18 protein-coding genes are annotated in these 23,611 nt (G+C 73.7%); 9 read left to right on the top strand and 9 right to left on the bottom strand.

From position 1 onward, the window contains the following. Positions 1–419: 419 nt before the first annotated feature. Complete coding sequence (locus ACFZAU_RS13685; protein WP_500552266.1) at positions 420–1,859, bottom strand: amidase; 1,440 nt, start codon at positions 1,857–1,859, stop codon at positions 420–422. Positions 1,860–1,949: 90 nt separating this feature from the next. Between ACFZAU_RS13685 and ACFZAU_RS13680 the strand changes: the two genes are divergently transcribed. From ACFZAU_RS13680 to ACFZAU_RS13670, 3 genes are read left to right on the top strand one after another with little or no spacing between them, the layout of a single operon-like run. After that, positions 1,950–2,480, top strand: coding sequence for a sigma-70 family RNA polymerase sigma factor (locus ACFZAU_RS13680; RefSeq protein ID WP_500552265.1), 531 nt, complete (start codon positions 1,950–1,952; stop codon positions 2,478–2,480). Beyond that, on the top strand, positions 2,477–3,157 hold the full coding sequence (locus ACFZAU_RS13675; protein ID WP_500552264.1) for a hypothetical protein: 681 nt from the start codon (positions 2,477–2,479) through the stop codon (positions 3,155–3,157). The genes ACFZAU_RS13680 and ACFZAU_RS13675 overlap by 4 nt, the downstream gene beginning before the upstream one ends. A gap of 14 nt (positions 3,158–3,171) precedes the next feature. Then, positions 3,172–3,636, top strand: coding sequence for a hypothetical protein (locus ACFZAU_RS13670; protein ID WP_500552263.1), 465 nt, complete (start codon positions 3,172–3,174; stop codon positions 3,634–3,636). Positions 3,637–3,731: 95 nt separating this feature from the next. Here ACFZAU_RS13670 and ACFZAU_RS13665 read toward each other — a convergent pair whose 3' ends face one another. Further along, a complete protein-coding gene (locus tag ACFZAU_RS13665; protein WP_500552262.1) occupies positions 3,732–7,049 on the bottom strand; it encodes a S8 family serine peptidase in 3,318 nt (1,105 codons plus the stop codon). A 407-nt stretch (positions 7,050–7,456) separates the two neighbouring features. Between ACFZAU_RS13665 and ACFZAU_RS13660 the strand changes: the two genes are divergently transcribed. Then, positions 7,457–9,202, top strand: a complete 1,746-nt coding sequence (locus tag ACFZAU_RS13660) for a TIGR03767 family metallophosphoesterase (RefSeq protein ID WP_500552261.1) — start codon at positions 7,457–7,459, stop codon at positions 9,200–9,202. Positions 9,203–9,212: 10 nt separating this feature from the next. Here ACFZAU_RS13660 and ACFZAU_RS13655 read toward each other — a convergent pair whose 3' ends face one another. Beyond that, positions 9,213–10,187 carry a hypothetical protein gene (locus ACFZAU_RS13655; RefSeq protein WP_500552260.1) on the bottom strand — a complete coding sequence of 325 codons (975 nt, stop codon included), beginning with the start codon at positions 10,185–10,187 and terminating at the stop codon, positions 9,213–9,215. A 246-nt stretch (positions 10,188–10,433) separates the two neighbouring features. Beyond that, on the bottom strand, positions 10,434–13,013 hold the full coding sequence (gene pepN / locus ACFZAU_RS13650) for an aminopeptidase N (RefSeq protein WP_500552259.1): 2,580 nt from the start codon (positions 13,011–13,013) through the stop codon (positions 10,434–10,436). 161 nt (positions 13,014–13,174) lie between these two features. Here pepN and ACFZAU_RS13645 point away from each other — a divergent pair, with 161 nt between their 5' ends. Next, on the top strand, positions 13,175–13,816 hold the full coding sequence (locus tag ACFZAU_RS13645; RefSeq protein WP_499598976.1) for a mycothiol-dependent nitroreductase Rv2466c family protein: 642 nt from the start codon (positions 13,175–13,177) through the stop codon (positions 13,814–13,816). 15 nt (positions 13,817–13,831) lie between these two features. Here ACFZAU_RS13645 and ACFZAU_RS13640 read toward each other — a convergent pair whose 3' ends face one another. Together ACFZAU_RS13640 and ACFZAU_RS13635 are read right to left on the bottom strand one after the other, a co-directional pair. Further along, positions 13,832–14,533 carry an HAD family hydrolase gene (locus tag ACFZAU_RS13640; protein ID WP_500461643.1) on the bottom strand — a complete coding sequence of 234 codons (702 nt, stop codon included), beginning with the start codon at positions 14,531–14,533 and terminating at the stop codon, positions 13,832–13,834. 54 nt (positions 14,534–14,587) lie between these two features. After that, a complete protein-coding gene (locus ACFZAU_RS13635) occupies positions 14,588–15,517 on the bottom strand; it encodes a carbohydrate kinase family protein (protein WP_500552258.1) in 930 nt (309 codons plus the stop codon). Between the two features lie 263 nt (positions 15,518–15,780). Here ACFZAU_RS13635 and ACFZAU_RS13630 point away from each other — a divergent pair, with 263 nt between their 5' ends. Next, positions 15,781–16,374 carry a biotin transporter BioY gene (locus ACFZAU_RS13630; RefSeq protein ID WP_499598973.1) on the top strand — a complete coding sequence of 198 codons (594 nt, stop codon included), beginning with the start codon at positions 15,781–15,783 and terminating at the stop codon, positions 16,372–16,374. A gap of 72 nt (positions 16,375–16,446) precedes the next feature. Here the strand turns inward: ACFZAU_RS13630 and ACFZAU_RS13625 are convergent, their stop codons facing one another. After that, the gene (locus ACFZAU_RS13625) at positions 16,447–17,193 is read right to left on the bottom strand and encodes a hypothetical protein (protein ID WP_500552257.1); all 747 of its coding nucleotides are present in this window, start codon (positions 17,191–17,193) and stop codon (positions 16,447–16,449) included. 178 nt (positions 17,194–17,371) lie between these two features. On the opposite strand from ACFZAU_RS13625, the gene ACFZAU_RS13620 reads away from it, so the two are divergent. Then, a complete protein-coding gene (locus tag ACFZAU_RS13620; RefSeq protein WP_500552256.1) occupies positions 17,372–19,090 on the top strand; it encodes a serine/threonine-protein kinase in 1,719 nt (572 codons plus the stop codon). On the opposite strand, the gene ACFZAU_RS13615 is transcribed toward ACFZAU_RS13620, so the two are convergent. Continuing rightward, a complete protein-coding gene (locus tag ACFZAU_RS13615) occupies positions 19,054–20,517 on the bottom strand; it encodes an amino acid permease (RefSeq protein ID WP_500552255.1) in 1,464 nt (487 codons plus the stop codon). The two genes, ACFZAU_RS13620 and ACFZAU_RS13615, sit on opposite strands and share 37 nt — an antisense overlap. 141 nt (positions 20,518–20,658) lie before the next feature. On the opposite strand from ACFZAU_RS13615, the gene ACFZAU_RS13610 reads away from it, so the two are divergent. Together ACFZAU_RS13610 and ACFZAU_RS13605 are read left to right on the top strand one after the other, a co-directional pair. Further along, positions 20,659–21,147, top strand: a complete 489-nt coding sequence (locus tag ACFZAU_RS13610; protein ID WP_499598968.1) for a ribose-5-phosphate isomerase — start codon at positions 20,659–20,661, stop codon at positions 21,145–21,147. 7 nt (positions 21,148–21,154) lie between these two features. Further along, the gene (locus tag ACFZAU_RS13605; protein WP_500552254.1) at positions 21,155–21,970 is read left to right on the top strand and encodes an Fpg/Nei family DNA glycosylase; all 816 of its coding nucleotides are present in this window, start codon (positions 21,155–21,157) and stop codon (positions 21,968–21,970) included. A gap of 335 nt (positions 21,971–22,305) precedes the next feature. Here ACFZAU_RS13605 and ACFZAU_RS13600 read toward each other — a convergent pair whose 3' ends face one another. Then, positions 22,306–23,535 (bottom strand): GNAT family N-acetyltransferase, encoded by a 1,230-nt coding sequence (locus tag ACFZAU_RS13600; RefSeq protein WP_500552253.1) that lies wholly within the window; start codon positions 23,533–23,535, stop codon positions 22,306–22,308. Positions 23,536–23,611: the final 76 nt, after the last annotated feature.

The raw sequence follows: 23,611 nt of genomic DNA, 5'->3' as shown, positions 1-23,611 counted from the left end.
GTTGCTCGTGCCAGGTGCGGGGCTTCGCGTCCGGGTGCGGCGCACACGCCTGGTGGCGTCGAGATACCGGTGTACGGCGGCTGCCGCACCGGAGGCCCACGGGCGCGACGCCCGGACCGGCCTTGGTGGCCGGCTGCGGGGCCCACTGGGTGCTGCCCCGCTGCTATCGAACGGTCCAGGCGGGCGGGGGACGTGTTGCTTCGTGCGGGTGCGGGTGCGGGTGCGGGTGCGGGTGCGGGGGCGCGCGACGCGAACGCCGGCGACGGGCGGCTGCGGCCCCGGGCGCACCGGGGCCCGACGCCCGGGGCGCGCTTCGCACCCGAGGCACCGCCGTGCCCGTCTGCCGGACGGCCCAGGCGGGCGGGCGGGGGGTCCGGCACGACCGGGGCGACGGTCAGGACACCCCGGCCCCGCGGGGCTCAGGCCGGCGGCCGGCCCGGTGCCGCCGGTTCGAACGCGCGGGACGTGCGGGCCCGCCAGGGGGAGGCGGCCTCCAGTTGGGCGGCGAGTGCGAGGAGGGGGCCCTCCTCGCCGTGCCGGGCGCCGAGCATCATGCCGATGGGGAGCCCCTGCGGCGACCACTCCAGCGGCAGCGACACCGCGGGCAGCCCGGCGATGTTCCAGGGCGCGGTGAACGGCGTGAACGCCAGTTGCGCCGCGAAGTCGGCCTCCGGGTCGGCGTCGTCGCGCAGGGCGCCCACCGGGGCGGGCGGCTGCGCCAGCGTCGGGGTGAGCACCGCGTCGTACGGCTCGACGGCGTCGGCCAGTTTGCGGCCCACCGCCTGCATGACGCCCAGCGTGCGCGCGTAGTCGAGGCCGCCCACGTCCTGCCCCTGGGCCCGCAGCCACCGCGTGAGCGGCAGCAGCTCCCCCTTGCGCTCCGGCGGCACGGGCGTGAGCGCGGCCAGCACGGCCCACACCGGGGTGAACGCGTCGCGGTCGCCCGGGGCGAGCGGTTGCGGCACGTCCACGACCTCGTGCCCGAGCCCGGCCAGCAGCGCCGAGGTGCGCTCGTACGCCGCCAGCACCTGCGGGGCGACCTCCACGCCCGCCACGTCCGGCACCGCCCAGCGGGCGATCCGCAGCCGTCCCGGTTCCCGTTCGCACCACCGCAGGAAGGAGCGCTCCGGCGGCGGCAGCCGGAAGGGGTCGCCCGGCGCGGGCACGGCCAGCACGTCGAGCAGGGCCGCGGTGTCGCGGACCGTGCGCGCGATGGGCCCGTTGACGGCGAGGCCGCTCGCGTCGCCCCAGGGCGCGGGGCTCACCCGGCCCCGGCTCGGCTTGAGCCCGACGACCCCGCAGCAGCTCGCCGGGATGCGGAGGGAGCCGCCCCCGTCGCTGCCGTGCGCCGCCGCCGCGAGTCCGGCCGCCACGGCCGCGGCCGCGCCGCCGCTGCTGCCGCCCGCGCCGCGCGCCAGGTCGTACGGGGTACGGGCCGGCGGGCCCACGGCGCCCTCGGTGTACGCGGGCAGCCCGAACTCGGGGGTATTGGTCTTCCCGGTCAGGACGGTCCCGGCGTCCCGCAGCAGGCGGACGAGGTACGCGTCCTGGTCGGCCACCCGGTCGGCGAGGACCGCCGAGCCGGAGGTGAAGCGCACCCCGGCGACCGGCGTCAGGTCCTTCACCGGCACCGGCACGCCGAGCAGCGGCGGGAGCGGTCCGCCCTCCTTGAGCAGGCGCTCGGCGCGCCGCGCGTCCGCGAGGGCGCGTTCGGGCGTGACCGTCAGGTAGGCCCCGACCACGGGGTCGAGACGCTCGATCCGGTCGAGGTAGTGGGCCGTCAGCTCCACGGGCGACAGCTCGCCCGCCCGGACGGCCGCGGCCTGTTCCAGCATCGTCAGTTCATGAGGGGCGGACACCACGCCAGGGTAGGGCCGGACGCGGGACGGGCGGGGTGAACGTTTTCCCCCGTTGCCGCGTCATAGGGGAAATCGCGGAAGGGGAGGGGTGTGGCGCTGCTGAGACGGAGGTCCCGGCCGGGGGACGGGGAGGACCCCCTCGCGCCGGAGCACCTCGATCGGGTACGGGCCGTCCTGGCGCTCGGCGGGGTGACCGCGGGGGACCTGCAGGACGGGGTGCAGCAGGTGCGGCTGAAGCTGCTGGAGCACCGGGCGGCCGGCCGCGAGCCGTTGCGGGACCCGGGGGCGTGGGCCGCCGTAGCGGCCTCCAACGTGGCGATGGACTGGCACCGTTCGCGCCGCCGGCAGGAGCGGCTCGGCGAACGCCTCGCGGCCCTGACGCCCCGGGACGAGGCCCGGCACGGCGGGGGAGAGGCGCATGTGCTGGCCCTGGCGGTCGCCGACGGACTGCAGGAACTGCCGCCGCGGCAGCGGCAGGTGCTGACGCTGCGCTTCTACGCCGACCTGCCCGTGGCCGAGATCGCCGCGGCGCTCGGCGTCCCGGAGGGCACGGTCAAGAGCCGGCTGCACGCCGCCGTCCGCGCGCTGCGCGGCCGGCTGCACACCAAGGAGGTGGTGTGACGATGCGCGGGGACGAGTACGAGGCCCACGGGGCGGACGAGGCACTGTCGGCCGCCCTTGCGGACGTGCCGCCGGACGGCCCCGCGGGCGGGGAGGAGTACGCCGCCGCGCGCGCCGACGTGGACCTGCTGCGCACCCAGGTGCGGCTGATCGGCGACGCCCTCGCCGCACGGCCCGCCCCGCCCGCGGAGCGCCGCCCCCACGGGCGCAGGGCGCTCGCGTGGTGCCTGGCCGCCGTCGTGGCGGGCGTGGTGGGGATCGGCGGGGTCGTCCTGGCGCGGAACGCCGCACTGGGCGGAGACTCGGCGGTGGGCGACGCGAAGCTCACGGCGGAGGGCGTCGTCGCCTGCGCGAGCGACATCGCCGAGGGCACCGTGCGCGAGGTGACGCCCACCGGGCAACCGGGGGACCTGCGTGTGGTGATGGACGTCGACCGCCGCCTCAAGCCCGCCGGGGGCGCTCCCCGGCTGGCGTTCACGATCCACATCGACGACGACCACGACGACGTGGCTCCGCCTCCCGAACCCGGGTCCCGCGTCCTGGTGATGGTCTCTGTCCTCCCGGAGGAGCCGGTGGACCTGTACGAGGGCGCCGAGGACATCGCCTCCGCCCGCGCCTGGATGGAGAGGGCACTCACGGCCTCCCGGGGGCTGCCGTGCGAGAGCGACACCGCATGAGGGGAGTACGGGACATGGGAAGCGGGAGGGGACCGGCCCTCACCGTGGCGGCGCTGCTCGCGCTCGCCGCGCTCGCCGGCTGCGGGACCGGCGGTGGCGAGGCCGAATCCGAGTCGGTCCGCAGCACCGACGCGGAAGTGCTGGCCTGCACCGAACTCGTCGCCGAGGGGAGGGTGGTGCGGGTGACGCCGGGAGAGGCAGCGGACCGGGTGTCGGTGCGGATGGAGGTCGACCGCTACCTCAAGGGCGGGCGCGGGGACCGCCGGCTGACCTTCCCTGTCGACCGTGACGAGGAGGGGGAGCCCGAGATGGCCGTGGGGAGCCGTGTGCTCATCAGGGTCGGGCTGCGGCCCTGGGGCTCCACCTTCGTCCACCAGGGCGAGGACATCGCCCGGACGCGGGAGTGGGTGGAGCGGGCGCTGCCCCGTTCACGCTCGCTGCGCTGCGGGGAGCAGGAGTACGAGTGGCGGCAGAGCTGAAGGGGCGGCAGAGCTGAAGGGGCGGCAGAGCTGAAGGGGCGGGTGCTCCGGGGAGCACCCGCCCCTTCAGGCGGTGATCAGGCCGTGGCCGCAGGTCAGCCCGCGTTGACCTTGTCGATCAGCACGCTGCCCGTGCCGGCGGCGGTGCCGTCGGCGTTGAGCAGCTGCACCTCGCCGAAGAACTGACGTCCCTCGGGAGCCGGGGCCGCGACCAGGACGTTCGCCGCGACGTTCGCGGAGGCGCCGTTGGCCAGCGGCACGGACGCCGCCTCGTCCACGACGACCGAGCCCAGCGTCGCCGAGTAGAAGACGTCGCGGTAGTCGTACTCGGTGGTGCCGGCCGGGACCGAGTAGCCGTCCACCTGGATGGTGTACGTGCCGGCCGCCGGGTTGGCGATGCTCACGGCCTCCTCCGAGTCGCCGTCCGCGGACTGGCCGACCTGCGTGCCGTTGAGGAACACGGTCAGGTCGAGGTCGGCGGAGGTGTCGGAGGTGCCGCCGATGGCGACGTCCAGCCGGGACGCGCCCGCGGGGACGACGACCGTGCTGGTGACGCTGTCACCGTCGGCGATCGTCTTGCGCGAGGCCGCGGCGGAGCCGAGCGCGCCGCCCTTCAGCTTGCCCTGCACCGGTGCGTAGCCGTTGGTGACCTTCCAGGAGACCGGGGCGGCGGTGCCGACCGTGGCCTCCTCGACGGTCTGGACCTCGGGGTCGAAGGAGACGCCGAGCGCGGTCGCGGTCAGGTTGTACGGGTTGTTCAGCACCGGCGAGGTACGACGCGCCTCGACCTCGATCTCCCACACGCCCGGGATCGGGTCGGTGTAGGAGCGCAGGTCGGGACGGCACCCGTTGGTGGTGGTGTAGTTCGGGTAGCAGAACGTCGTGGTGGTCGGGTCCGCCGGGATGCCCCACGGGGTGATCGCGATGAAGCGGGTCTGGCTGCCGGTGGCCAGGCCGCCCATCTTGATCTCGAGCGTCTTGGCGCCCTCGGGGACGGTCACGAAGTAGGACTTGGTGCCGTTGCGCTGCACCGAGCCCGACGCCTTGACCGCGAAGGACGGCTTGGCCTGCGGGGTGGCGACGACCACGGTGTTGAGGATCTGCTGGTCGGTGCCGCGCGTCGCCGGGTCGTCGACCGTCAGGATCGCGCTGTGCAGACCGGTCGAGCCGGGCTTGGCCTTGACGCGCACGGTCACCGGCTTGTTCAGCGGCAGCCACACGTTGTCGTAGTCGGCGAAGCGGAACGTGCCGTCGTTGTTCACCCACTCCAGGTCGTGCCGGACGGACCGGTTCGGACCGGTGGTGCGGGTGATGGTGACGTCGTACGTCTTGGTCTGGCCGGCCTTCAGGCCGCCCTCGCGGTCGTAGATGCCGGTGCCGTAGCCAGGCGTGGCGAGCGCGCCCGAGAAGAACGTGTCGACCGGGGCCTTGACCGTGTAGGTGTGGGCGCTCGCGCCCGCCCTGATCAGGCGCCAGGCGTCGACGATGTCGATCAGGCCGGAGCCCTGCGCGTATGCCGGGACGTCCTTGATCTTGTGCGCCGTGCTGGTCAGCGCGGTGCGCAGGGTGGCCGGGCTCAGCGGGACGCGGGTCTGCTTGGCCGCCGACAGCAGCAGCGCGGAGGCGCCGGCCGCCTGTGGGGAGGCCATCGAGGTGCCCTGCAGCATGGCGTAGCCGGGCGGCAGGGTGTAGCCGGCCTCGGCGACCGGGCCACCGGGCTCCCAGGTCGGGATGGTGTTGATGGAGGCACCCGGCGCGGAGATGATCGGCGCGAAGCCGCCGTCCTCACGCGGGCCGCGCGAGGAGAACGGCATCATGTCGTACGCCTTGGTGACCTGCGAGCCGTAGTTGGCCGCCCAGGTCTCCTTGGAGATGGTCGCGCCGACGCTCAGGACCTTGTCGGCCAGGCCGGGGTCGCCGATGGTGTTGGCGCCGGGGCCGCTGTTGCCGGCCGAGATGACCATCTGCACGCCGTAGTCGTCGATGAGACGCGTGTACAGCTGCGCGCGGGCGTTGTTGCCGTCGTTCAGCGGGGGCAGGCCGCCGATGGACATGTTGACGATGTCCACACCGCGGTTGACCACGAGGTCGATCATGCCCTCGGTCAGCGCGACGTTGGTGCAGCCGCCGCCCCAGGTGCAGGCGCGCGAGGAGACGATCTTCGCGCCCGGCGCGGCGCCGTTCATCTTGCCGCCGAACAGGCTGTTGGCGGCGGTGATGCCCGCCACGTGGGTGCCGTGCTCGGACTCGATGACGCCGATGTTGACGAAGTCGGCCTTCTTGCCGACCCAGGTGCCGCCGTACGGGTCCGTGGGGACGTCCTTGCGGACCTGCACCACGAAGGGGATCCGCTCGGAGATGGCGGTGGCGGGGTTGTCGGTGCCGAAGTAGCCGATCTGGAAGCCGTCCTTGTACGGCTTCATCTCGGTGTCGTCGGCGAAGTCCCCGTTGTCGTTCAGGTCGAGGCGGACGGTGCCCTTGGCCGGGTCGTACAGGACGCCCCAGTAGTCGGTGGTGTCGCCGTCGCGGTTGAGGTCACCGGCCATGTCGCCGCCGGCGGTGGCCGACTCGAAGAAGACCGTGACCTGCTGCGTCGCCTCGGGGGCCGACCAGGTGCGGCCCTGGTAGCTGACGCGCGGGCCGTTGGTCATGCGGCGCCAGGTGCCGTCGCCGTCGGTGATCGGGTCGGTGGCGGTGACCCAGTCGACGATCTTGCGCTCGCCGGTGGTGGTCTTCTGCAGCGCCGGGTGGCCGAGGTCGACGCCGGAGTCGAGGATGCCGATGGTGACGCCGCGTCCGTCGGCCTTCGGGTTGTCCTTGACGAAGTCCACCGCGCCGGTCTCGAAGGCCGGCTGGTAGGGGTTCTTCGCCGGGGTCTTCGCACCGGGAGCCGGGTACGTGGTGGAGCCGTGCCCGTGGTCGTGGCCGTGGCCCTTCGAGGAGCCCTTGCCGCCGTCGGCCGACGGGGACGGGTCGTCGAGGACGATCTCCTGCTTGAGGTCGATCGCCTGCACCGACGAGAGCTTCTGCGCCGCCGCGATCGCCGCGTCCGCCTTGGCGGTGGGAACCGTGGCGCGGACGTAGCCGAGGTTGTCGTAGGTGCGGTCCACCGACGCGCCCTTGAGCGCGTCGAGCTCGTCCGAGACCTGCTCGGTGGAGCCCTTGCTGGTGGCGATCATGAGGGTGACGTTCTTCTCGCCGCCGGCCTTGGCCTCGGCGAGGAGTTCGGCGTCGGCCGCTCCGAGCTTGTCGTGCGCGGTCTTCACCGCCGCGTCCGCCGGGTCGCCGGTCGTGTCGGCGAAAGCGGTGGAGGCGGAGATTCCGGTCGTCGTCAGAGCGGCCACCAGGCCCGCCGCGAGCGCGACTCGGACCACGCGTCTCTTCCCGCGTATGTGATCGAGAGACATGGGCATCCTGTTCAAGATTTGGGCGCCAGTTGACCGACACATTGCGCCATCTGTGGGGTTGTTGGGGAGTGCCGTAGATGGCGTAAGACCGACATGACGCGAATACGTCAAGAAGCCGGGACCCCGGCCGGGGCGCGAAGCAGCCCGAACCGGTCCATTGCGCGCGGGCGTTCGGTGCTGCGGGGGACTTCCGGCGCGGGACGCGGACACGGCGGTGGATGAACAACGGATGAGCGTCCGGACACCTGCGGACCCGGCGCCGGTGACCCGCGGGAGGACTGCTGATCCAAGTCCGCAGATGGGTGCCGGACGTTCCGTTTCCGTTGCACCGCAGGCCACCCCGGGTGCCAACGATCCGGTGAGGAGCGGCACCGCAGTGCCGCCGCAGCCACCGTCCACCGGGGGAACCCGTCATGCCTGGTCCCGTGTCCGCTGCCGCCCTCAGCCGCCGCAACGTCCTGATCGCCTCGGGTGTGACCGCCCTCGGCGCGGGGCTCGGTTTCGCCCTCGTCCCCGGCTCGGGCGACGCGACGGCCGCGCCCCCGCTCGCGGAGCCGACCGGACCCGCCCCCGGCCTTCCTGCCGCCCCCACGGCACCCGCCTCGCCCGCCGCGGCGCAGCCCTACACCGCGGGCACCACCCTGCACTCCGTCGCCGCTCCGCGCGGCCGGGGCGGCTACCGCCGGCTGGGCGACGGCCCCGGCTGGAAGCGGGTCACCCGGACCGAACTGGCCGCCGCCAGGAGCGGCCGCGCCGAACGCCGCACGCCCCTTTCCTGCTTGGTGCAGTTCACCGACCTGCACCTCACGGACGTGCAGAACCCGCAGCGCTACGAGTTCATGCGCTCCGCCTCCCCGGCCGGCTGGCGTCCCCAGGAGGCGCTGACCAACGCCGGCGCCGTCTCCCTGGTCGAACGGGTCAACGCGCTGCGGCACGGGCCCGCCACCGGCACGCCCATCGGCTTCGTCATGACCACCGGCGACAACACCGACAACAACTCGCGGATCGAACTGGACTGGTTCCTCGCGGTGATGAGCGGCGGCCGCTTCACGCCCGACTCAGGCGACCCGGGCCACTACGAGGGCGTGCAGGACTCCGGCCTCAAGGGCTTCTGGCAGCCCGACGCCGCGCTGCGCGACGCCGACAAGGCGGCCGGCTACCCCCGGCTGCCCGGCTTCCTCGCCGCCGCGGTCCGCGAGCTCAACAGCCCTGGCCTGCAGGTCCCGTGGTACTCCACCATCGGCAACCACGACCAGCTGTACGGCGGTTCGTACGCCGCCTCGTCCTTCTTCCACGACCTCGCGCTCGGCTCGCGGAAGTTGTTCTGGCTGCCCCCGGCCGAGGCCGAGGCGGTGGGCGACTTCCTGCGCAAGGGGCCCGACCCCCAGGGCACCCGCTTCCGCCAGGCCTGGAACCGCTACCGGAGCAGCGCCCGCACCGTCACCCCCGACGAGCGCCGCGCGCCGGTCACCCCGCGCGAGTACATCGCGGCCCACCTGGACCCGGCGCACGCCGGGGCCGGTCCGGTCGGCCACGGCTACACGACGGCCGAACTCGACTCCGGCCGGCTCTACTACACGTTCCGGATCTCCGACGGCGTCCTCGGCGTCAGCCTCGACACCACCGACCGGGGCGGCGACTACCGCGGTTCCCTCGGCACGGGCCAGTTGGACTGGCTGGACCGGACGCTCACCGAGCACGCCGACGACACCGTGCTGGTCTTCAGCCACCACCCCAGCTGGTCGATGACCAACCTGGTCCGCGACCCCGCCCGCCCCGCCGAGCGGCGGCACGGGGGCGACGAGGTGCTCACGCTGCTCGGACGGCACCGCAACGTGGCCGCCTGGATCAACGGGCACAGCCACAAGAACAAGATCGTCCCGCACGGCACGTTCTGGGAGGTCTCCACCGCCTCCCACGTCGACTACCCGCAGCTGGCCCGGATCATCGAGCTGACCGACAACCACGACGGCACGCTCTCGCTGCACTGCACGCTCGTGGAGTCCGCGGCCCCCTACCGCACCGACTTCTCCGACCTGTCGCAGACCGGACTCGCCGCGCTCTACCGCGAGCTCGCGTTCAACGCGCCGGGATCGCGCGCGACGCTCTCCGGCGAGCCGGGCGACCGCAACGTGGAGCTGCTGCTGAAGAAGCGCTGACCGCCCCCGGTCACCGCGGCAGCACCACCACCCACGACGCGGGGTCGCGGTCGGCGGCGGCCATGAGGGCCGTACGGACGACCGTGGCCTGCTGCTCCAGGGACTCGCGCAGCTTGCGCGGAGTGATGTGCACGACCGAGATGCCGAGCCGCTCCAGGTGCTCGCGCTTGCGGGCGTACTCGGCCCACTGGGTGTCGTCCTCCTGCCGGGGCACGCGCGCGTCGAGCTCCACCGCGACCGCGTGCTCCGGCCAGTACGCGTCCACGCCGCCCAGGTGCGGGCCGCCGGGCAGCCGCAGGTCCACGTTCCACAGCGGGTCGGGCAGCCCGAAGCAGCGCACCATCGTGTACAGCCGGCTCTCGGCGATCGCCCGGCCCTCGGCCACCAGCGCGTCCACCGCCTCGACCACATGCGGCCGGGAGAGCAGCCGGGCCCGGCTCAGCTCCGCGACCAGCGCCGACGCCTCGCAGTGCCCGCCGCGCACCGCCTCGGTCAGCACCTGCCGCACCGCCCGGGCGTCCTCCAGCTCCTCCACCGCGTCCGCCAGGGCCCGGGGCAGCGGCGCGCACGGCACGCCCTGCACCCCCTGCGGCCGGGGCAGCGCGGGCGTGCGGACCAGCCCCACGTCACCGACGGCGCGCAGCCGGCGCTGCCGGGTCACCAGCAGGTCGATCCGGTCCAGGCCGAGCAGCGGCGGCACCGAGGAGAACCGGTGCAGGGCGAGCGCCGCGAGCCCCGTGACCATCGCCTCGCGGCCCGCGTAGAGCAGCGCAGCCCGGACCCGCTCGTCGCCGGTGGGGCGGCCGCGGTGCAGGACGTACACCCGGGGGAGCACCTCCTGCCACGGCCCGCCGGGGCGGCAGCGCTCGGCCAGCGTCTCGGGGGTGACGCCGTGCTCCCGCAGCTGGCGGGCCGACAGCACGGTCGGCCGGGTGCGGGAGAGGTGGTCGAGGGGGCGGGGGCTGAGGGGGATGTTGTGGTTCATGGCGGGTGGATTCCCGCTTCCCTCGGGGAGGCTAACGGCTGTTACCGTTCCGTCGACAAATGCGGACATCACCGCACTAAAGTTCAGGCGTTCGGTTGCCGAGCGTGATTTTTCACCTATCCGGGTGACCAGCCTTCGTTCACCTGCTGCCCCGCCCCGGCGATGCTGCCGCACCACCGGGGCCGGACGGTACCCCGCGTACGCCATTGGGGTGATCGGTCACCTGTTCCCATCCGGGAGGGGGCCTCAGACGGCCCCGGCCGCCGCGTCCCGGTCCTGCGCCCGCAGCGCCCGCGCGAGGTCGTCCCGGCACTCGGCGACCAGCCGCCGCAGCGCCGGCGGCGCGTCGGCGTGGCCGTCCAGCCAGGCGTCGGCGGCGTCGAGCGTGGCGGGCCGGTCCTGGTGGTGCGGGAACAGCCCGCGGACGACGGCCATGCCGATCTCGATCGAGCGCTCCTTCCAGATCCGCTCGATCACCTCGAAGTAACGGTCCGCGTACGGGGCGAGCAGCCCGCGCTGGCCCGCCTGGTCGAAGCCCGCGATGGTGGCCTCGACGAGCGCGTTGGACAGCGCGTCGGACTCCACGACCGACGCCCAGCACTGCTCCTTGACGGCCGCGGAGGGCCGTGCCGCCAGGCAGCGCACCTGGTGCCGCTTGCCGGAGGCGGTGTCGTCGCGGGCGAGCTCCGCTGCGACGGCGGCCTCGTCGGCCGCGCCGCCGGCGGCCAGCGCCTCCAGGAAGGTCCAGCGCAGCTCCTGGTCGACGTCGAGCCCGTCGATCTTCTCGGTGCCGTCGAGCAGCCCGCGCAGCACGGCCGTCCCGGCGTCCCCGGAGGCCACGGCCGCGTGGAAGCGGGCCCAGGCCAGCTGGTGGCCGCTGCCCGGGGCCGCCGCGCGCAGCTCGCGCAGCGCCCCGTCCGCCAGCTCACGCGCGCCGTGCTCGCGCCAGGCGGGCGCCGCGTAGTCGTTCAGGGCCGTACGGGCCTGCATGTGCAGCCCCTGCAGCACGCCGATGTCGGTCTCGGCGCCCGCGAAGCGCAGCACCAGGTCGAGGTAGTCGCGGGCGGGCATCAGCCCGTCGCGGGTCATGTTCCACACCGCTGACCAGGTCAGGGCGCGGGCCATCGGGTCGGTCAGCGAGCCCAGGTGCTCCCGGACCGTGGCCAGGGAGTCCTCGTCGAAGCGGATCTTGCAGTAGGTGAGGTCGTCGTCGTTGACCAGCACCAGGTCGGGGCGCTCGGCCCCGGTCAGCTCGTCCACCACCGTGCGCGGGCCCGCGACGTCGGTCTCCACGCGCGCGTAGCGCTCCACGACGCCCTCGGCGGTGCGCCGGTAGAGCCCCACCGCGACCCGGTGCGGCCGCAGTTCGGGGTGCGAGGTCGCGGCCTCCTGCAGCACGGCCAGCTCGGCGACCCGCCCGTCGGCGTCGTAGGTCACCTGCGGGGTCAGCGAGTTGACGCCGGCCGTCTGCAGCCACGACCGCGACCAGCCGGCCATGTCGCGCCCCGAGGTCTCCGCCAGCACCGACAGCAGGTCGCCCAGCTCGGTGTTGCCGTAGGCATGGCGCTGGAAGTAGCGGCGCGCGCCCTCCAGGAAGGCGTCCCGCCCGACGTACGCGACCAGCTGCTTGAGCACGCTGGCGCCCTTGGCGTAGGTGATGCCGTCGAAGTTGAGCTTGGCGTCCTCCAGGTCGCGGATGTCGGCCGTGACCGGGTGGGTGGAGGGCAGCTGGTCGGCGCGGTAGGCCCAGGCCTTGCGGCGGTTGGCGAAGGTGATCCAGCCCTCCTTGTAGCGGGTGGCCTCCACCAGTGAGAACGCTCCCATGAAGTCCGCGAAGGACTCCTTCAGCCACAGGTCGTCCCACCACCGCATGGTGACCAGGTCGCCGAACCACATGTGCGCCATCTCGTGCAGGATGACGTTCGCCCGGCCCTCGTAGGACGCCTGCGTGACCTTGCCGCGGAAGACGTACTCCTCGCGGAAGGTGACCAGCCCCGGGTTCTCCATGGCGCCGATGTTGTACTCGGGCACAAAGGCCTGGTCGTACTTCCCGAAGGGGTACGGGTAGCCGAAGTGGTCGTGGAAGAAGTCCAGGCCCTGTTTGGTGACGGTGAAGATCTCGTCGGCGTCGAAGTGGCGGGCGAGGCCCTTGCGGCACAGCGCGCCCAGCGGGATCTCCAGCTCGGAGCCGTCCGGCAGCGTGCGCCGGTAGGTGTCGTGGACCATGTGGTACGGCCCGGCGACGACCGCCGTGATGTACGTGGAGATCGGGCGGGTGGGCGCGAAGTGCCGGGTCTCGCCGCCGTCGGAGACCCCGGTGACGCGCTCGTTGCCCAGCACCACCCAGGACTCGGGGGCGGTGACGGAGAAGGTGAACGGCGCCTTCAGGTCGGGCTGCTCGAAGTTCGCGAAGACCCGGCGGGCGTCGGCCGGCTCGTACTGCGTGTAGAGGTAGACCTCGCCGTCCTCGGGGTCGGTGAAGCGGTGCATGCCCTCGCCGGTGCGGCTGTAGGCGCACTGCGCGTCCACCACCAGGACGTTCTCGGCGGCCAGGCCGTCCAGCGCGATCCGCGTCCCGTCGAAGACCTCCGCCGGGTCCAGCTCCCGCCCGTTGAGCGTCACCGACGTCACGGCAGGGGCGAGCAGGTCGGCGAAGGAGGAGGCGCCGGGCTCCGCGCAGCGGAACCGGACCGTCGTCACGGACCGGAACGCCGGCTCCTGCGGGCGCAGCGCCGACCGCAGGTCGAGGGCGACCTCGTAACTGTCCACGGCCAGCAGCCGTGCCCGCTCGCGGGCTTCGTCACGCGTGAGGTTCTCACCGGGCACGGGGTCTCCATCCTTCGCACGCCGTTGTGGGATCTGTCTTGTGGACGCCACGCATCTTCGCACGTCGGCCCGGACGGCGGCGCACGGGAATGGCGATGGCACCGAGGGCGTTGCGCCGTGGGAAACGACGCGTCGACGCGTCATGCCCGGAGGAGAGAAACGTGACCGAGACCACAACCACCCCCACCCCGGTGGACTTCTGGTTCGACCCCGCCTGCCCCTGGGCGTGGATGACCTCCCGCTGGATGCTGGAGGTGGAGAAGGTGCGTCCCGTCGAGGTGCGCTGGCACGTGATGAGCCTCGCGGTGCTCAACGAGAACCGCGACGAGCTCCCCGAGGAGTACCGCGAGTTCCTGACCACGGCCTGGGGCCCGGTCCGCGTCTGCATCGCCGCCGAGCAGAAGTACGGCAGCAAGGTGCTCGGCCCCCTCTACACCGCCCTGGGCACCCGCATCCACAACCAGGGCCTGGGCCACAAGGACCACGAGGTCATCGTCGCCGCCCTGGAGGAGGCCGGCCTGCCCGCCGACCTCGCGGACTTCGCCCGCAGCGACGCCTACGACACGGAGCTGCGCGCCTCCCACCAGGAGGGCATCTCCAAGGTCGGCCAGGACGTCGGCACCCCGGTCATCGCGGTCCCCGGCGCCGACGGCGAGCAGATCGCCTTCTTCGGCCCGGTCGTCACCCCGGCGCCCAAGGGCGAGGCCGCCGCCCGCCTGTGGGACGGCACCCTGCTCGTCGCGTCGACCCCCGGCTTCTACGAGATCAAGCGGACCCGCGACCAGGGCCCCGTCTTCGACTGATCCCGGCCCGTCCGGTCAGAAGTGCCGGAGCAGTTCGGGGAAGGCCGCCAGCCGCAGCACCCGCTCGTCGGCCGGGTCCAGCTCGGACTGCTCCAGCACCCAGGTGTTCTCGTTGGGGATGAACACCGCGCTCATCCCGGCCTCGCGCGCGGGCAGGATGTCCGACTTCGGGGAGTTCCCGACCATCCAGCTCCTGTCCGGCGCGAAGCCGTACTCCGCCAGCAGCGCCCGGTAGGTCCCCGCGGCCTTCTCCGGCACGATGTGCACCCCGCGGAAGCGGTCCGCCAGCCCCGAGGCCGCCACCTTGCGCGCCTGCTCCTCCTCGTCGCCCTTGGTGAGCAGCAGCAGTTCGTGGCGGGTGCCCAGCTCCTCCAGCGTGCTCGCCACGCCGGGCATCAGCTCCACCCGGTGCTCCACGAAGGCCACCGCCAGCTCGTCCACCCGCCCGAGCTCGGCCTGGGTGACGGGCCGTTCCCGCAGCCGCTCCAGGAGCTCGCCGAGGCTGCGCAGGAAGACCTTGCTGCCGTAGCCGTGGACGACGGCGTTCGCCGCCTCGATCTCGTTGAGCAGCGCCCTGATCTGCGCGCGGTCCAGGACGGGATGGTCCACCCAGTCCAGGAAGTCCTCTATGACCCGCTCGAAGACCACGTTGTTCTCCCACAACGTGTCGTCCGCGTCGAAGACCAGTACCTGCCCCGTCAGCCGTGCCTCGTCCATCCCGCGAGGGTAGCCAGAGCCCGCGCCCGCCGGCCCCGCATTTTCCCGGCGGCGCTACCCGTGCCGTGCGGCGAGCGCCGCGTCCAGCTCGGCGCGGGAGGGCGGGTCGGCGCCCACCCGCGTGCAATTGAGGGCCGCGGCCGTGACGCAGCGCTCCAGCACGGCGGCGAGGGCGTCCGGCGCGGCGGGGACGCCGGCACCGGCGACCGCGTCCAGCAGCGCCGCCTGGAAGGCGTCGCCCGCCCCGATGGTGTCGACGACGTCGACCTCGGGCGCCGCCACCCGTACGAGGGCGTCCCCGGTCACCGCGAACGCGCCCGCCGCGCCCAGCGTGACGACCGCGAGCCGCGGCCCCTCGGCGAGCAGCGCCCGCGCCGCCTCCTGCGGGGCCAGCCCAGGGAAGAGCCAGGCGAGGTCCGCGTCGCTGGCCTTGACCACGTCGGTGACCCCGGCCAGCCGCAGGCACGCCCGGCGGTAGGCGGCACGGTCGGGCAGGACGGCGGGCCGCACGTTGAGGTCGGCGACGACGGTGCGCCCCGCGGCCGCGTGCAGCTCGCGGCAGAGCTCCAGCACCCGCGTCGCCCCCGGTTCGACCACCGTGGCCAGCGAACCGGTGTGCAGCACCGCGGTGTCTGCGGGCAGCGGCAGCCGCTCCGGGTCCCACGCGGCCAGGAAGTCGTACGAGGCGGAGCCGTCCCGGTCCAGGTAGGCCATCGCCAGCGTGGTGCGCCCGGCCGGGCTCGCGGCCCGCACGACCTCGACCCCGGTGGACTCCAGGTGCGCCCGGACCAGTTCGCCGGGCGGGTCGTCGCCCCACGTGGTGACCAGGGTGGTGGGCCGCCCCAGCCGGTGCAGGCCGACCGCGACGTTGGCCGGGCTGCCGCCGGGCACCGGTGTGACCTGCCGCTCCCCGGCACGCCACAGCAGGTCGACGAGGACCTCGCCGACGACGCCGACGCGGGAGGGGGAGGACGGAGCGCTCATGCGGGCAGCATAGGAGGCCGCCGGCCGGCCGCCGGAGCCGTGTCGCACCCGGCCGGCGGCGCCGCTCGGGCGGTCGTCGACGAGGCGTTGGAGAAACCCCACTAAGCCCCGGGTGACGAAGCTCACGCCCTGCGCGGCTTCCTTGTAGGAAGGCGACCAACGCCGTGATCGGGCCTTTGTGATCGGCGGACGATGATCGGTGAGGGCGGTGCGGGTTAACGTCACGGTGTCCCGAACCGACCCTCATCCCGCGGAGTCACCCGATGGCCAGCGCAGTTCCCGCCGCTTCCGCCGTACGGACCCACCCGGTCCTCGCCGACCTCATCCCCGCGTCGCGGCTGCGCGACGCGGCGCTCGTGACCGGTGGCGCCGTACTGACCGGCCTGGCCGCGCAGTTGTCGGTGCCGGTCCCCGGGTCGCCGGTGCCCGTGACGGGCCAGACCTTCGCCGCGCTGCTGGTGGGCACCGCCCTCGGCGCGCGCCGCGGCTTCCTGGCGCTCGCGCTGTACGCCGTCGCCGGTGTCGCCGGGGTTCCGTGGTTCGCGGAGGGGTCGTCCGGCGCGGCGGCGCCGAGCTTCGGCTACATCCTGGGCATGGCGCTGGCGTCCGCGCTCGTGGGCGCGCTGGCCCGCCGGGGCGCCGACCGCGGCGTGTGGCGGATGGCCGGGGTCATGGTGGCCGGCAGCGCCGTCACCTACGCCGTGGGCGTCCCCTACCTCGCGCTGGCCGCACACCTGACGCTGGGCCAGGCCGTCGCCCTGGGCCTGACCCCCTACCTCATCGGCGACGCGCTGAAGGCCGCGCTCGCCATGGGTGCGCTGCCCGCCGCCTGGAAGCTGGTCGGCCGCCGCGGCTGACCGGGTACGCGGCACGACGCACCCGGGTGGAGGGGGCGGGGCGATCGCCCCGCCCCCTCCTTGCGTCCTCCGTCAGTGCCGCGGCGCCGGCCCGCGCCGGGTCAGCCACAGTCCCGCGGCGCCCGCGGCCAGCAGCAGCCCGCCGCCCAGCAGCAGGACGGCCGTGCGCCCGGGGACGCCGGTGTCCGGCAGGGAGCCGGGTGCGGAGGGGCCGGCGCTCGCGGAGGTGTCGGGGCCGAAGGGCACGTTGTCGGTGCCCAGCAGCAGCGGGGTGTCGGGGGCGTTCGGCGTGGGCTCGCTGGTGCCGAACGGGACCGGGCCCTGCTGCCACAGCAGGGTGCCGGAGTCGCCGAGCATCACGGGCAGGCAGATCTTGCCCCTGCCCTGGAGGTCGTAGGTCGCGGACACGGTGTAGGCCTTGCTCTTTCCCGCCGCCAGTTTTCCGACGGCGCAGCTGAATCCGCTGTTGGAACCCTCCGGGAGCTTCGCCTCCGGAATCGGGTCGCAGCCCTTCACCGCGGTCACCTCGAGGGCGTCGAAACCGACCACCAGGAGCCGCAGCTCAGGGGACTGCGCGTCGCCCTTGTTGACGACCCGGGCCGTGATCGAGGTCTTCTCGGTCTTGTTGTCGACGGAGATCCTGGCCGGCAGTTCGGTGCTCACCTTCACCCCGGCCGGGGCGCTGGGACCTGGCGTACCCCCCTGGCCGCTGCCCGGTACGGGCTCGGCGCCGTACACGGGTCCGGCGAACGCCAGCGCCAGCACGGCGGCCGCCGCCGCCGATTTCCGAACATGAATTCGCCGATTGAAAAGGCGCATTGCTCTTCCCCCTTCTGCACCGCATCAGCGGTATCTGAAGAGGTACCACAAGATTCCGGGCAACTATGCTGTGATGGTGGCAAGTTCATACTTCTGTCCCGGTCCGCGCGTGAATTGCGGGCCGCCGGACAGGAATTGAGGGGCATGGGGAATTCCCTCCGCAGTGGGGAGTCCGGGCATGGTGGGAAATGCGGGTGGTGAGGTGCGCGGCCGGCTCGTGGTGGGCCGCTACCGGCTGGGGGAGCCGATCGGCCAGGGCGGCATGGGCCGCGTCTGGCGGGCGGTGGACGAGGTGCTGGACCGGCAGGTCGCGGTCAAGGAGATGCGCCTGGACGACAGGGAGGCCGAGGACGCGCGGGTCCGTCGTGAGCGCAGCCTGCGGGAGGCGCGCGCCACGGCCCGGATCGACCACCCGAACGTGGTCCGGATCTACGACGTGGTCCAGGAGGCCGAACGGCTCTGGATCGTGATGGAACTGGTCGACTGCCGCTCCCTGGAGCAGGTGCTGGTCCAGGACGGCCCGGTGGACGTGGCCGAGGCCGTACGGATCGGTACCGGGCTGGCCCGTGCACTGCGGGAGGTGCACGCGGTCGGCGTGCTGCACCGCGACATCAAGCCCGGCAACGTGCTGATCGACACCCGGGGCAGGGTCGTCCTCACCGACTTCGGCATCGCGGCGATCCAGGACGCCACCGCGCTGACGATGGCCGGGATGCTGGTCGGCTCGCCCGACTACATGGCCCCGGAACGCGTGGAGGGCCGCCGGCAGGGGCCGCCCTCGGACCTGTGGTCCCTGGGCGCGACCCTCTGCGCCGCCCTGGCGGGAGCGTCCCCCTTCTCCCGCGCCACCACCCTGGCCACGCTGCACGCCGTGCTCTACGAGGAGCCGTTGCTGCCGGCCGGCGCCGGGCCGCTGCGGGCCGCCCTGGCGGCCCTGCTGCGCAAGGACCCCGAGGAGCGGATGACCCTGGACGGACTGGACGAGGCGCTGGCCGCCCTCGGCGCGCCCCCGGGCGGCCCGACCGTCGTCACCCGGCAGCCGCCGCCCCCGGAGGAGGGGCGCACCCCGACGCTCGCCGTCGGAAGGGCCGCCCCGGCACCGGAGGCCGCACCGGACACGGCGCCGGAGGCCGAGCCGGAGGACGCCGTCCCGCCGGGCTGGGAGCACCGCACCCCGGCTTCCCCCGCCCCGGAGCCGTCCCCCGAGCCCCCGCCGGTCCCCGCACCCGCACCCGCACCCGCCCCCGCGCCGGAGCCCGGCCCCGGACCGGGCCGTGCCGCCGGGCCGGCCCCTTCGCGGCTCCGCCGGGCGGCGCTGCTGAGCGCCGCGGGAGCGGCCGCCGCGGCCGTCGCCGTCACCGGCGTCCTGCTCACCGCGCCGCGCACCGGCCACCGCGAGGGCCCCGTCGTCGCGGGCACCAGCCGCCCGCCCTCCACCGGCGCCACCTCGCCCGCCGCCCCGTCCACCGGCACGCCCGCCCCCGGGGAGCGCAACGAGACCGGCTTCGCCTGGGTGCCGCCGCGGGGCTGGACGCGCAGCGCCAAGAGCCCGTCCAACGTCCACTACCACGCCCCGGACGGACAGCAGGAGATCGCCGCCTCGTACGCACTCGCACGGGGCGGCGATCTCCTGGAGCAGTGGCGCGCCTTCGAGGCCGGCTCCCACGACGTGCCCGGCTACCGGAAGACCCGGCTGGAGCGGACGTCGTTCCGCGGTCGTCCGGCCGTGGTCTGGGAGTACTCCTTCACCCAGGCCGGCGCGGCCTGGAAGGCGCGGCAGCTCGGCTTCACCGCGGGGGGCAAGTCCTACCAGCTGAACGTCTGGTACGCGGCCGCGACCGGGTCTTCCGCGCCGGCCGCCTACGACCGGGTCGGCGCGTCCTTCCGGCCCTTGTGAAGCAGCTGGCGCGCCACCGCGACGGCCACCACGCCGAGCGCCACCAGCACCGAGACGACCACCTGGTCCCGGCCACCGCCGTCGGCGGTGTCGGTGAGCATGTAGCCGAGCACGAACACGATCATCGCGATCGTCGCCCAGGTCAGGTACGGGTACAGCCACATCCGCACCCGCAGCCGCTCCGGGGCCTCCCTCAGGATGATCTTCCGCATGCGCAGCTGCGAGAAGCAGATCGCCAGCCACACGAACAGCGCGATCGCGCCGGAGGCGTTGAGCAGGAAGAGGAAGACGGTGTCGGGGTACCGGTAGTTGAAGAAGACCGCGACGAAGCCGAAGACGACCGAGCCCAGGATCGCCGCCTGCGGCACGCCGCGCCCGGTGGTGCGGGCGAACGCCTTGGGCGCGTCACCGCGCAGGCCCAGCGAGAAGGCCATGCGGGAGGCGGTGTAGAGGCCGGAGTTGAGGCAGGACAGCACGGCCGTGAGCACGATCACGTTCATGATCTGGCCGGCGTGCGCGATGCCGATGGAGTTCAGCGCCGCGACGTAGGAGCCGTCCTCGGCGATCGACGGGTCGTTCCACGGCAGCAGCGACACCACGATGAGGATCGAGCCCAGGTAGAAGACGCCGATCCGCCAGATGACGCTGTTGGTGGCCTTGGTGACCGCGCGCTCGGGGTCGGCGGACTCGCCGGCTGCGAGCGTGACGATCTCGCTGCCCATGAAGGAGAACACGACCAGCAGCACACCGGTGAGGATCTTGCCGGGGCCGTTGGGGAGGAAGCCGCCGTGCTCGGTGAGGTTGGCCAGCCCCGCGGTGTCGCTGTGGCTGCCGGGCAGCACGCCGGCCACGGCGAGGGCGCCGAGCACGATGAAGCCGGCGATGGCCACGACCTTGATGCCGGCGAACCAGAACTCGAACTCGCCGTAGGAGGCCACCGAGGCCAGGTTGGTCGCGGTGAGCACGACCATCACGATCAGCGCCCAGCCCCACTGCGGCACGGCCGGGACCCAGCCCTCCAGGATCTTGGCGCCCGCGGTCGCCTCGACCGCCAGCACCACGACCCAGAAGAACCAGTACAGCCAGCCGATGGAGAAACCGGCCCAGCGGCCCAGCGCGCGGTCGGCGTAGGCGGAGAAGGAGCCGGAGGTGGGGTTGGCGGCGGCCATCTCGCCCAGCATGCGCATGACGAAGACGACCATGAGGCCGACGAGGGCGTACGACACGAGGATGCCGGGACCGGCGGCGGCGATGCCGGAGGCGGAGCCGACGAAGAGTCCGGCGCCGATCACACCGCCGATCGCGATCATCGACAGGTGGCGGTTCTTGAGCCCGGCCTTGAGGCCCGAGCCGTTCCCGGGCTCCGTCGGGGCCTCGGGGGCCGGAGCGGTGGAGCCTGCCGTGGGGGTGGGGGGACGTGTACTCATGGGGTGGCATGAAACACCGCCCGGGTGCGAGCAGGGAACCTTTGATTCCGTTTCGTTGTCCCATCCTCAGCGGACCCTCAAATTCCCCCCACGGAACACCCACGGCATGTCGCCGGGGGTGCCCGTGCGACACTCGTCCGCATGCGCGTGTACCTCGGTTCCGACCATGCCGGCTTTGAACTCAAGAACCACCTCGTGGGGTGGCTCAAGGCCAACGGGCACGAGCCCGTGGACTGCGGCCCCCACGTCTACGACGCCCAGGACGACTACCCGCCGTTCTGCCTGCGCGCTGCGGAGCGCACCGCGGCGGACCCCGGCTCCCTCGGCATCGTGATCGGCGGCTCGGGCAACGGCGAGGCCATCGCCGCCAACAAGGTCAAGGGCGTCCGGGCCGTGCTGGCGTGGAGCCGGGACACCGCGACCCTCGGCCGCGAGCACAACGACGCGAACGTGATCAGCGTCGGCGCCCGCATGCACACCACGGACGAGGCCACCGCGTTCGTCGAGGTCTTCCTGGGCACGCCCTACTCCGGCGAGCCGCGCCACACCCGCCGCATCGGCATGCTCACCGCGTACGAGACCACCGGCGAGCTGCCCCCGATCCCCCCGCACCACCCGCAGGAGGGCTGATCCGGGCATGCCCGAGGGGCATACGATCCACCGCCTCGCCGCGGACCACGGGGAACGCTTCGCCGGCCGCGTGGTCCGCGCGAGCAGCCCGCAGGGCAAGTTCTCCGACGGCGCCGCCCTCCTGGACGGCGCCGTGCTGGAGTCCGCGGAGGCCCACGGCAAGCACCTCTTCCTGGGGTTCGGCCCGCTCGGCTGGGTCCACGTCCACCTGGGGCTGTACGGGAAGTTCGGCTTCGGCACCGGCCCCGGCGGTGCCCCCGTCGGCCAGGTCAGGCTGCGCCTGGCCACCGACGAGCACCACGCAGACCTGCGCGGGCCGACCGCCTGCGAGCTGATCACCGGGGCCGAGAAGCAGGCGATACACGACCGGCTCGGCCCGGACCCGCTCCGGCCGGCCGACACCGGGGAGCGCGCCTGGGCCCGGGTGGCCCGCAGCCGCACCCGTGTCGCCGCGCTGCTGATGGACCAGAAGGTCGTCGCCGGCGTCGGCAACGTCTACCGCGCCGAGGTCCTCTTCCGCCACGGCGTCGACCCGTACCTGGCGGGACGGGACCTGGACCGCGCGCGGTGGGACGCGATCTGGGCCGATCTGGTGGCCCTGATGCGCGAGGGCGTGCGCAACAACCGCATCGACACCGTCCGCCCCGAGCACACCCCCGAGGCCATGGGCCGGCCGCCGCGCGTCGACGACCACGGCGGCGAGGTCTACGTCTACCGCCGCGCCGCGATGCCGTGCCACATCTGCGGCACCGAGGTCCGCACCGCCGCCCTGGTGGCGCGCAACCTCTTCTGGTGCCCCTCCTGCCAGCCCGCCCGCGGCTGACGCCCGGTCACCCCGTGGCGGCCGGCCCCGCGAGCGGTGCGGGGCCGGCCGCGGGACGGGCGCCCGTACGGGCTCCGGGCCGCTAGGGCGTGTCGTCAAATGCCCGCCTGCCCAGCGACGCCTGGTACGGCACTCCCCCAGCTCCGCTGGGAGGTGCCCCCACGCTGCGTTGTCGAATCGTCCGAGTAGCCCACTACGAGGACGACTCTCCGCCTTGCGATGCACCGCACCTGGCGGCACCTCCCGGCGCAAGCCGGGGGAGCCGCTGGGCCCGCCCTTCGGGCGGTGGGGGCACCTCCCAGCGGTAGCTGGGGGAGCTCATTTGACGACACGCCCTAGAAGCCGTGCGGCAGCCAGGGGGCGACGTCACTGCCGAAGGCCACCGCCGCCTCCCGCAGCGCCCCCTGCCGCAGTTCCCGTAGGCGGCCGGCCCGCGCCAGCGCGGTCAGCGAGACGTCGCCCAGGTAGGCGGCGCCCAACTCGCGCACCGACAGCGCCAGGTCCGCGGCGTCCGTGGTCCGCTCGCACACGGCGCCCTTGGTGTCGCCGCCGAGCCGCCAGCGGCCCTCGTTCCACGGGCAGAACGGGTCCGAGACCTCCAGCACGACGTCCAGCGGTGCCGCGTAGGTGCGGGCCGACAGGGCCGCGCCCACCTCGACCGGGCGCAGCAGCAGGCCCTCCTTGAACCGCACGCCGCAGCGGCGGACGTCGTCGACCAGGTGCAGGACCGGGTCGTCGGCGGGACGGTTGCGGGAGGTGATGCGGCAGGTGAGGTCGATGCCGAAGAGGTAGCGCCACAACGCGGCACACGTGTCCGGATCCAGTGCCTCCAGGTCGCGGAGCACCACCGTCCCGTCGGGCCCGCCCGCGTTCCAGGAGGACTTCACCGCGTAGCGCGTGTAGCCCCGTACCTCGCCGTCGCGCTCGGCGACCACGCACAGCAGGTTCGACGCGCCGTCCCGGTACGCCTCGGGGTCGAGCACGCCCTTGCGCCGCCAGTTCGGCCGCCGCTCGAGCATGCCCGGCCGGCCGGGCACCAGCCGCGCGTAGACCTCCTCGCAGGCCGCCAGGGCCTCCTCCGGGTCGGCGAAGCGCAGGGTGACCTCGTCGGCGCCCGCGGGCACCGTCAGGCCCGCCCGCAGGGTGTCGACCTCCACCGCCATCTGACGGGTGGCGACCTCGTAGCCGTACCGGCCGTAGATCGCCGGCTCGGAGGCCGTGAGCACCGCGAGGGGCTCGCCCCGTTCGCGCACGTCGTCCAGCTGCCGCCGCATCATCGAGCTGAGCAGCCCGCGCCGGCGGTGCGTCGAGGCGACGGTGACCATCGTGACGCCGGCCGCCGGGACCACGTCGCCGCCCGGCACCGCCACCCGGAAGGAGAACGCCCCCGCCGTGCCGACGACCTCCGTCCCGTCCCACGCGGCGATCGACCGGGTGAGTTCGGTCACCCCGCGGTCGAACTCCCGCTCCTCCGCCGGCACGCGCGCGCTGCCGAACGCGCGTTCCAGCGTGCTGAACCACTCGTCCCACTGTCCGGACTCGAGAACCCGCAACTCCACCGTCATGTGCCCTGCCTACCAGCCGCCCCAAGGGCGGGCGACCGGTTTTCGCCGGTCGCGGCGGCGAATCGGCGCACCATGA

Source organism: Streptomyces sp. NPDC008238 (genome assembly GCF_042956445.1).
Classification (GTDB): domain Bacteria; phylum Actinomycetota; class Actinomycetes; order Streptomycetales; family Streptomycetaceae; genus Actinacidiphila.
This window is presented reverse-complemented; position numbering and strand designations above follow the sequence as displayed.

Excerpts from the sequence above, each read along its gene's own strand:
- ACFZAU_RS13605 (WP_500552254.1), top strand. The coding sequence starts at position 21,155 with ATGCCCGAGGGGCATACGATCCACCGCCTCGCCGCGGACCACGGGGAA.
- ACFZAU_RS13630 (WP_499598973.1), top strand. The coding sequence starts at position 15,781 with ATGGCCAGCGCAGTTCCCGCCGCTTCCGCCGTACGGACCCACCCGGTC.
- ACFZAU_RS13610 (WP_499598968.1), top strand. The coding sequence starts at position 20,659 with ATGCGCGTGTACCTCGGTTCCGACCATGCCGGCTTTGAACTCAAGAAC.
- ACFZAU_RS13655 (WP_500552260.1), bottom strand. The coding sequence starts at position 10,187 with ATGAACCACAACATCCCCCTCAGCCCCCGCCCCCTCGACCACCTCTCC.
- ACFZAU_RS13660 (WP_500552261.1), top strand. The coding sequence starts at position 7,457 with ATGCCTGGTCCCGTGTCCGCTGCCGCCCTCAGCCGCCGCAACGTCCTG.
- ACFZAU_RS13620 (WP_500552256.1), top strand. The coding sequence starts at position 17,372 with ATGGTGGGAAATGCGGGTGGTGAGGTGCGCGGCCGGCTCGTGGTGGGC.
- ACFZAU_RS13635 (WP_500552258.1), bottom strand. The coding sequence starts at position 15,517 with ATGAGCGCTCCGTCCTCCCCCTCCCGCGTCGGCGTCGTCGGCGAGGTC.
- ACFZAU_RS13625 (WP_500552257.1), bottom strand. The coding sequence starts at position 17,193 with ATGCGCCTTTTCAATCGGCGAATTCATGTTCGGAAATCGGCGGCGGCG.
- ACFZAU_RS13665 (WP_500552262.1), bottom strand. The coding sequence starts at position 7,049 with ATGCCCATGTCTCTCGATCACATACGCGGGAAGAGACGCGTGGTCCGA.
- ACFZAU_RS13670 (WP_500552263.1), top strand. The coding sequence starts at position 3,172 with ATGGGAAGCGGGAGGGGACCGGCCCTCACCGTGGCGGCGCTGCTCGCG.
- ACFZAU_RS13615 (WP_500552255.1), bottom strand. The coding sequence starts at position 20,517 with ATGAGTACACGTCCCCCCACCCCCACGGCAGGCTCCACCGCTCCGGCC.
- ACFZAU_RS13600 (WP_500552253.1), bottom strand. The coding sequence starts at position 23,535 with ATGACGGTGGAGTTGCGGGTTCTCGAGTCCGGACAGTGGGACGAGTGG.
- ACFZAU_RS13640 (WP_500461643.1), bottom strand. The coding sequence starts at position 14,533 with ATGGACGAGGCACGGCTGACGGGGCAGGTACTGGTCTTCGACGCGGAC.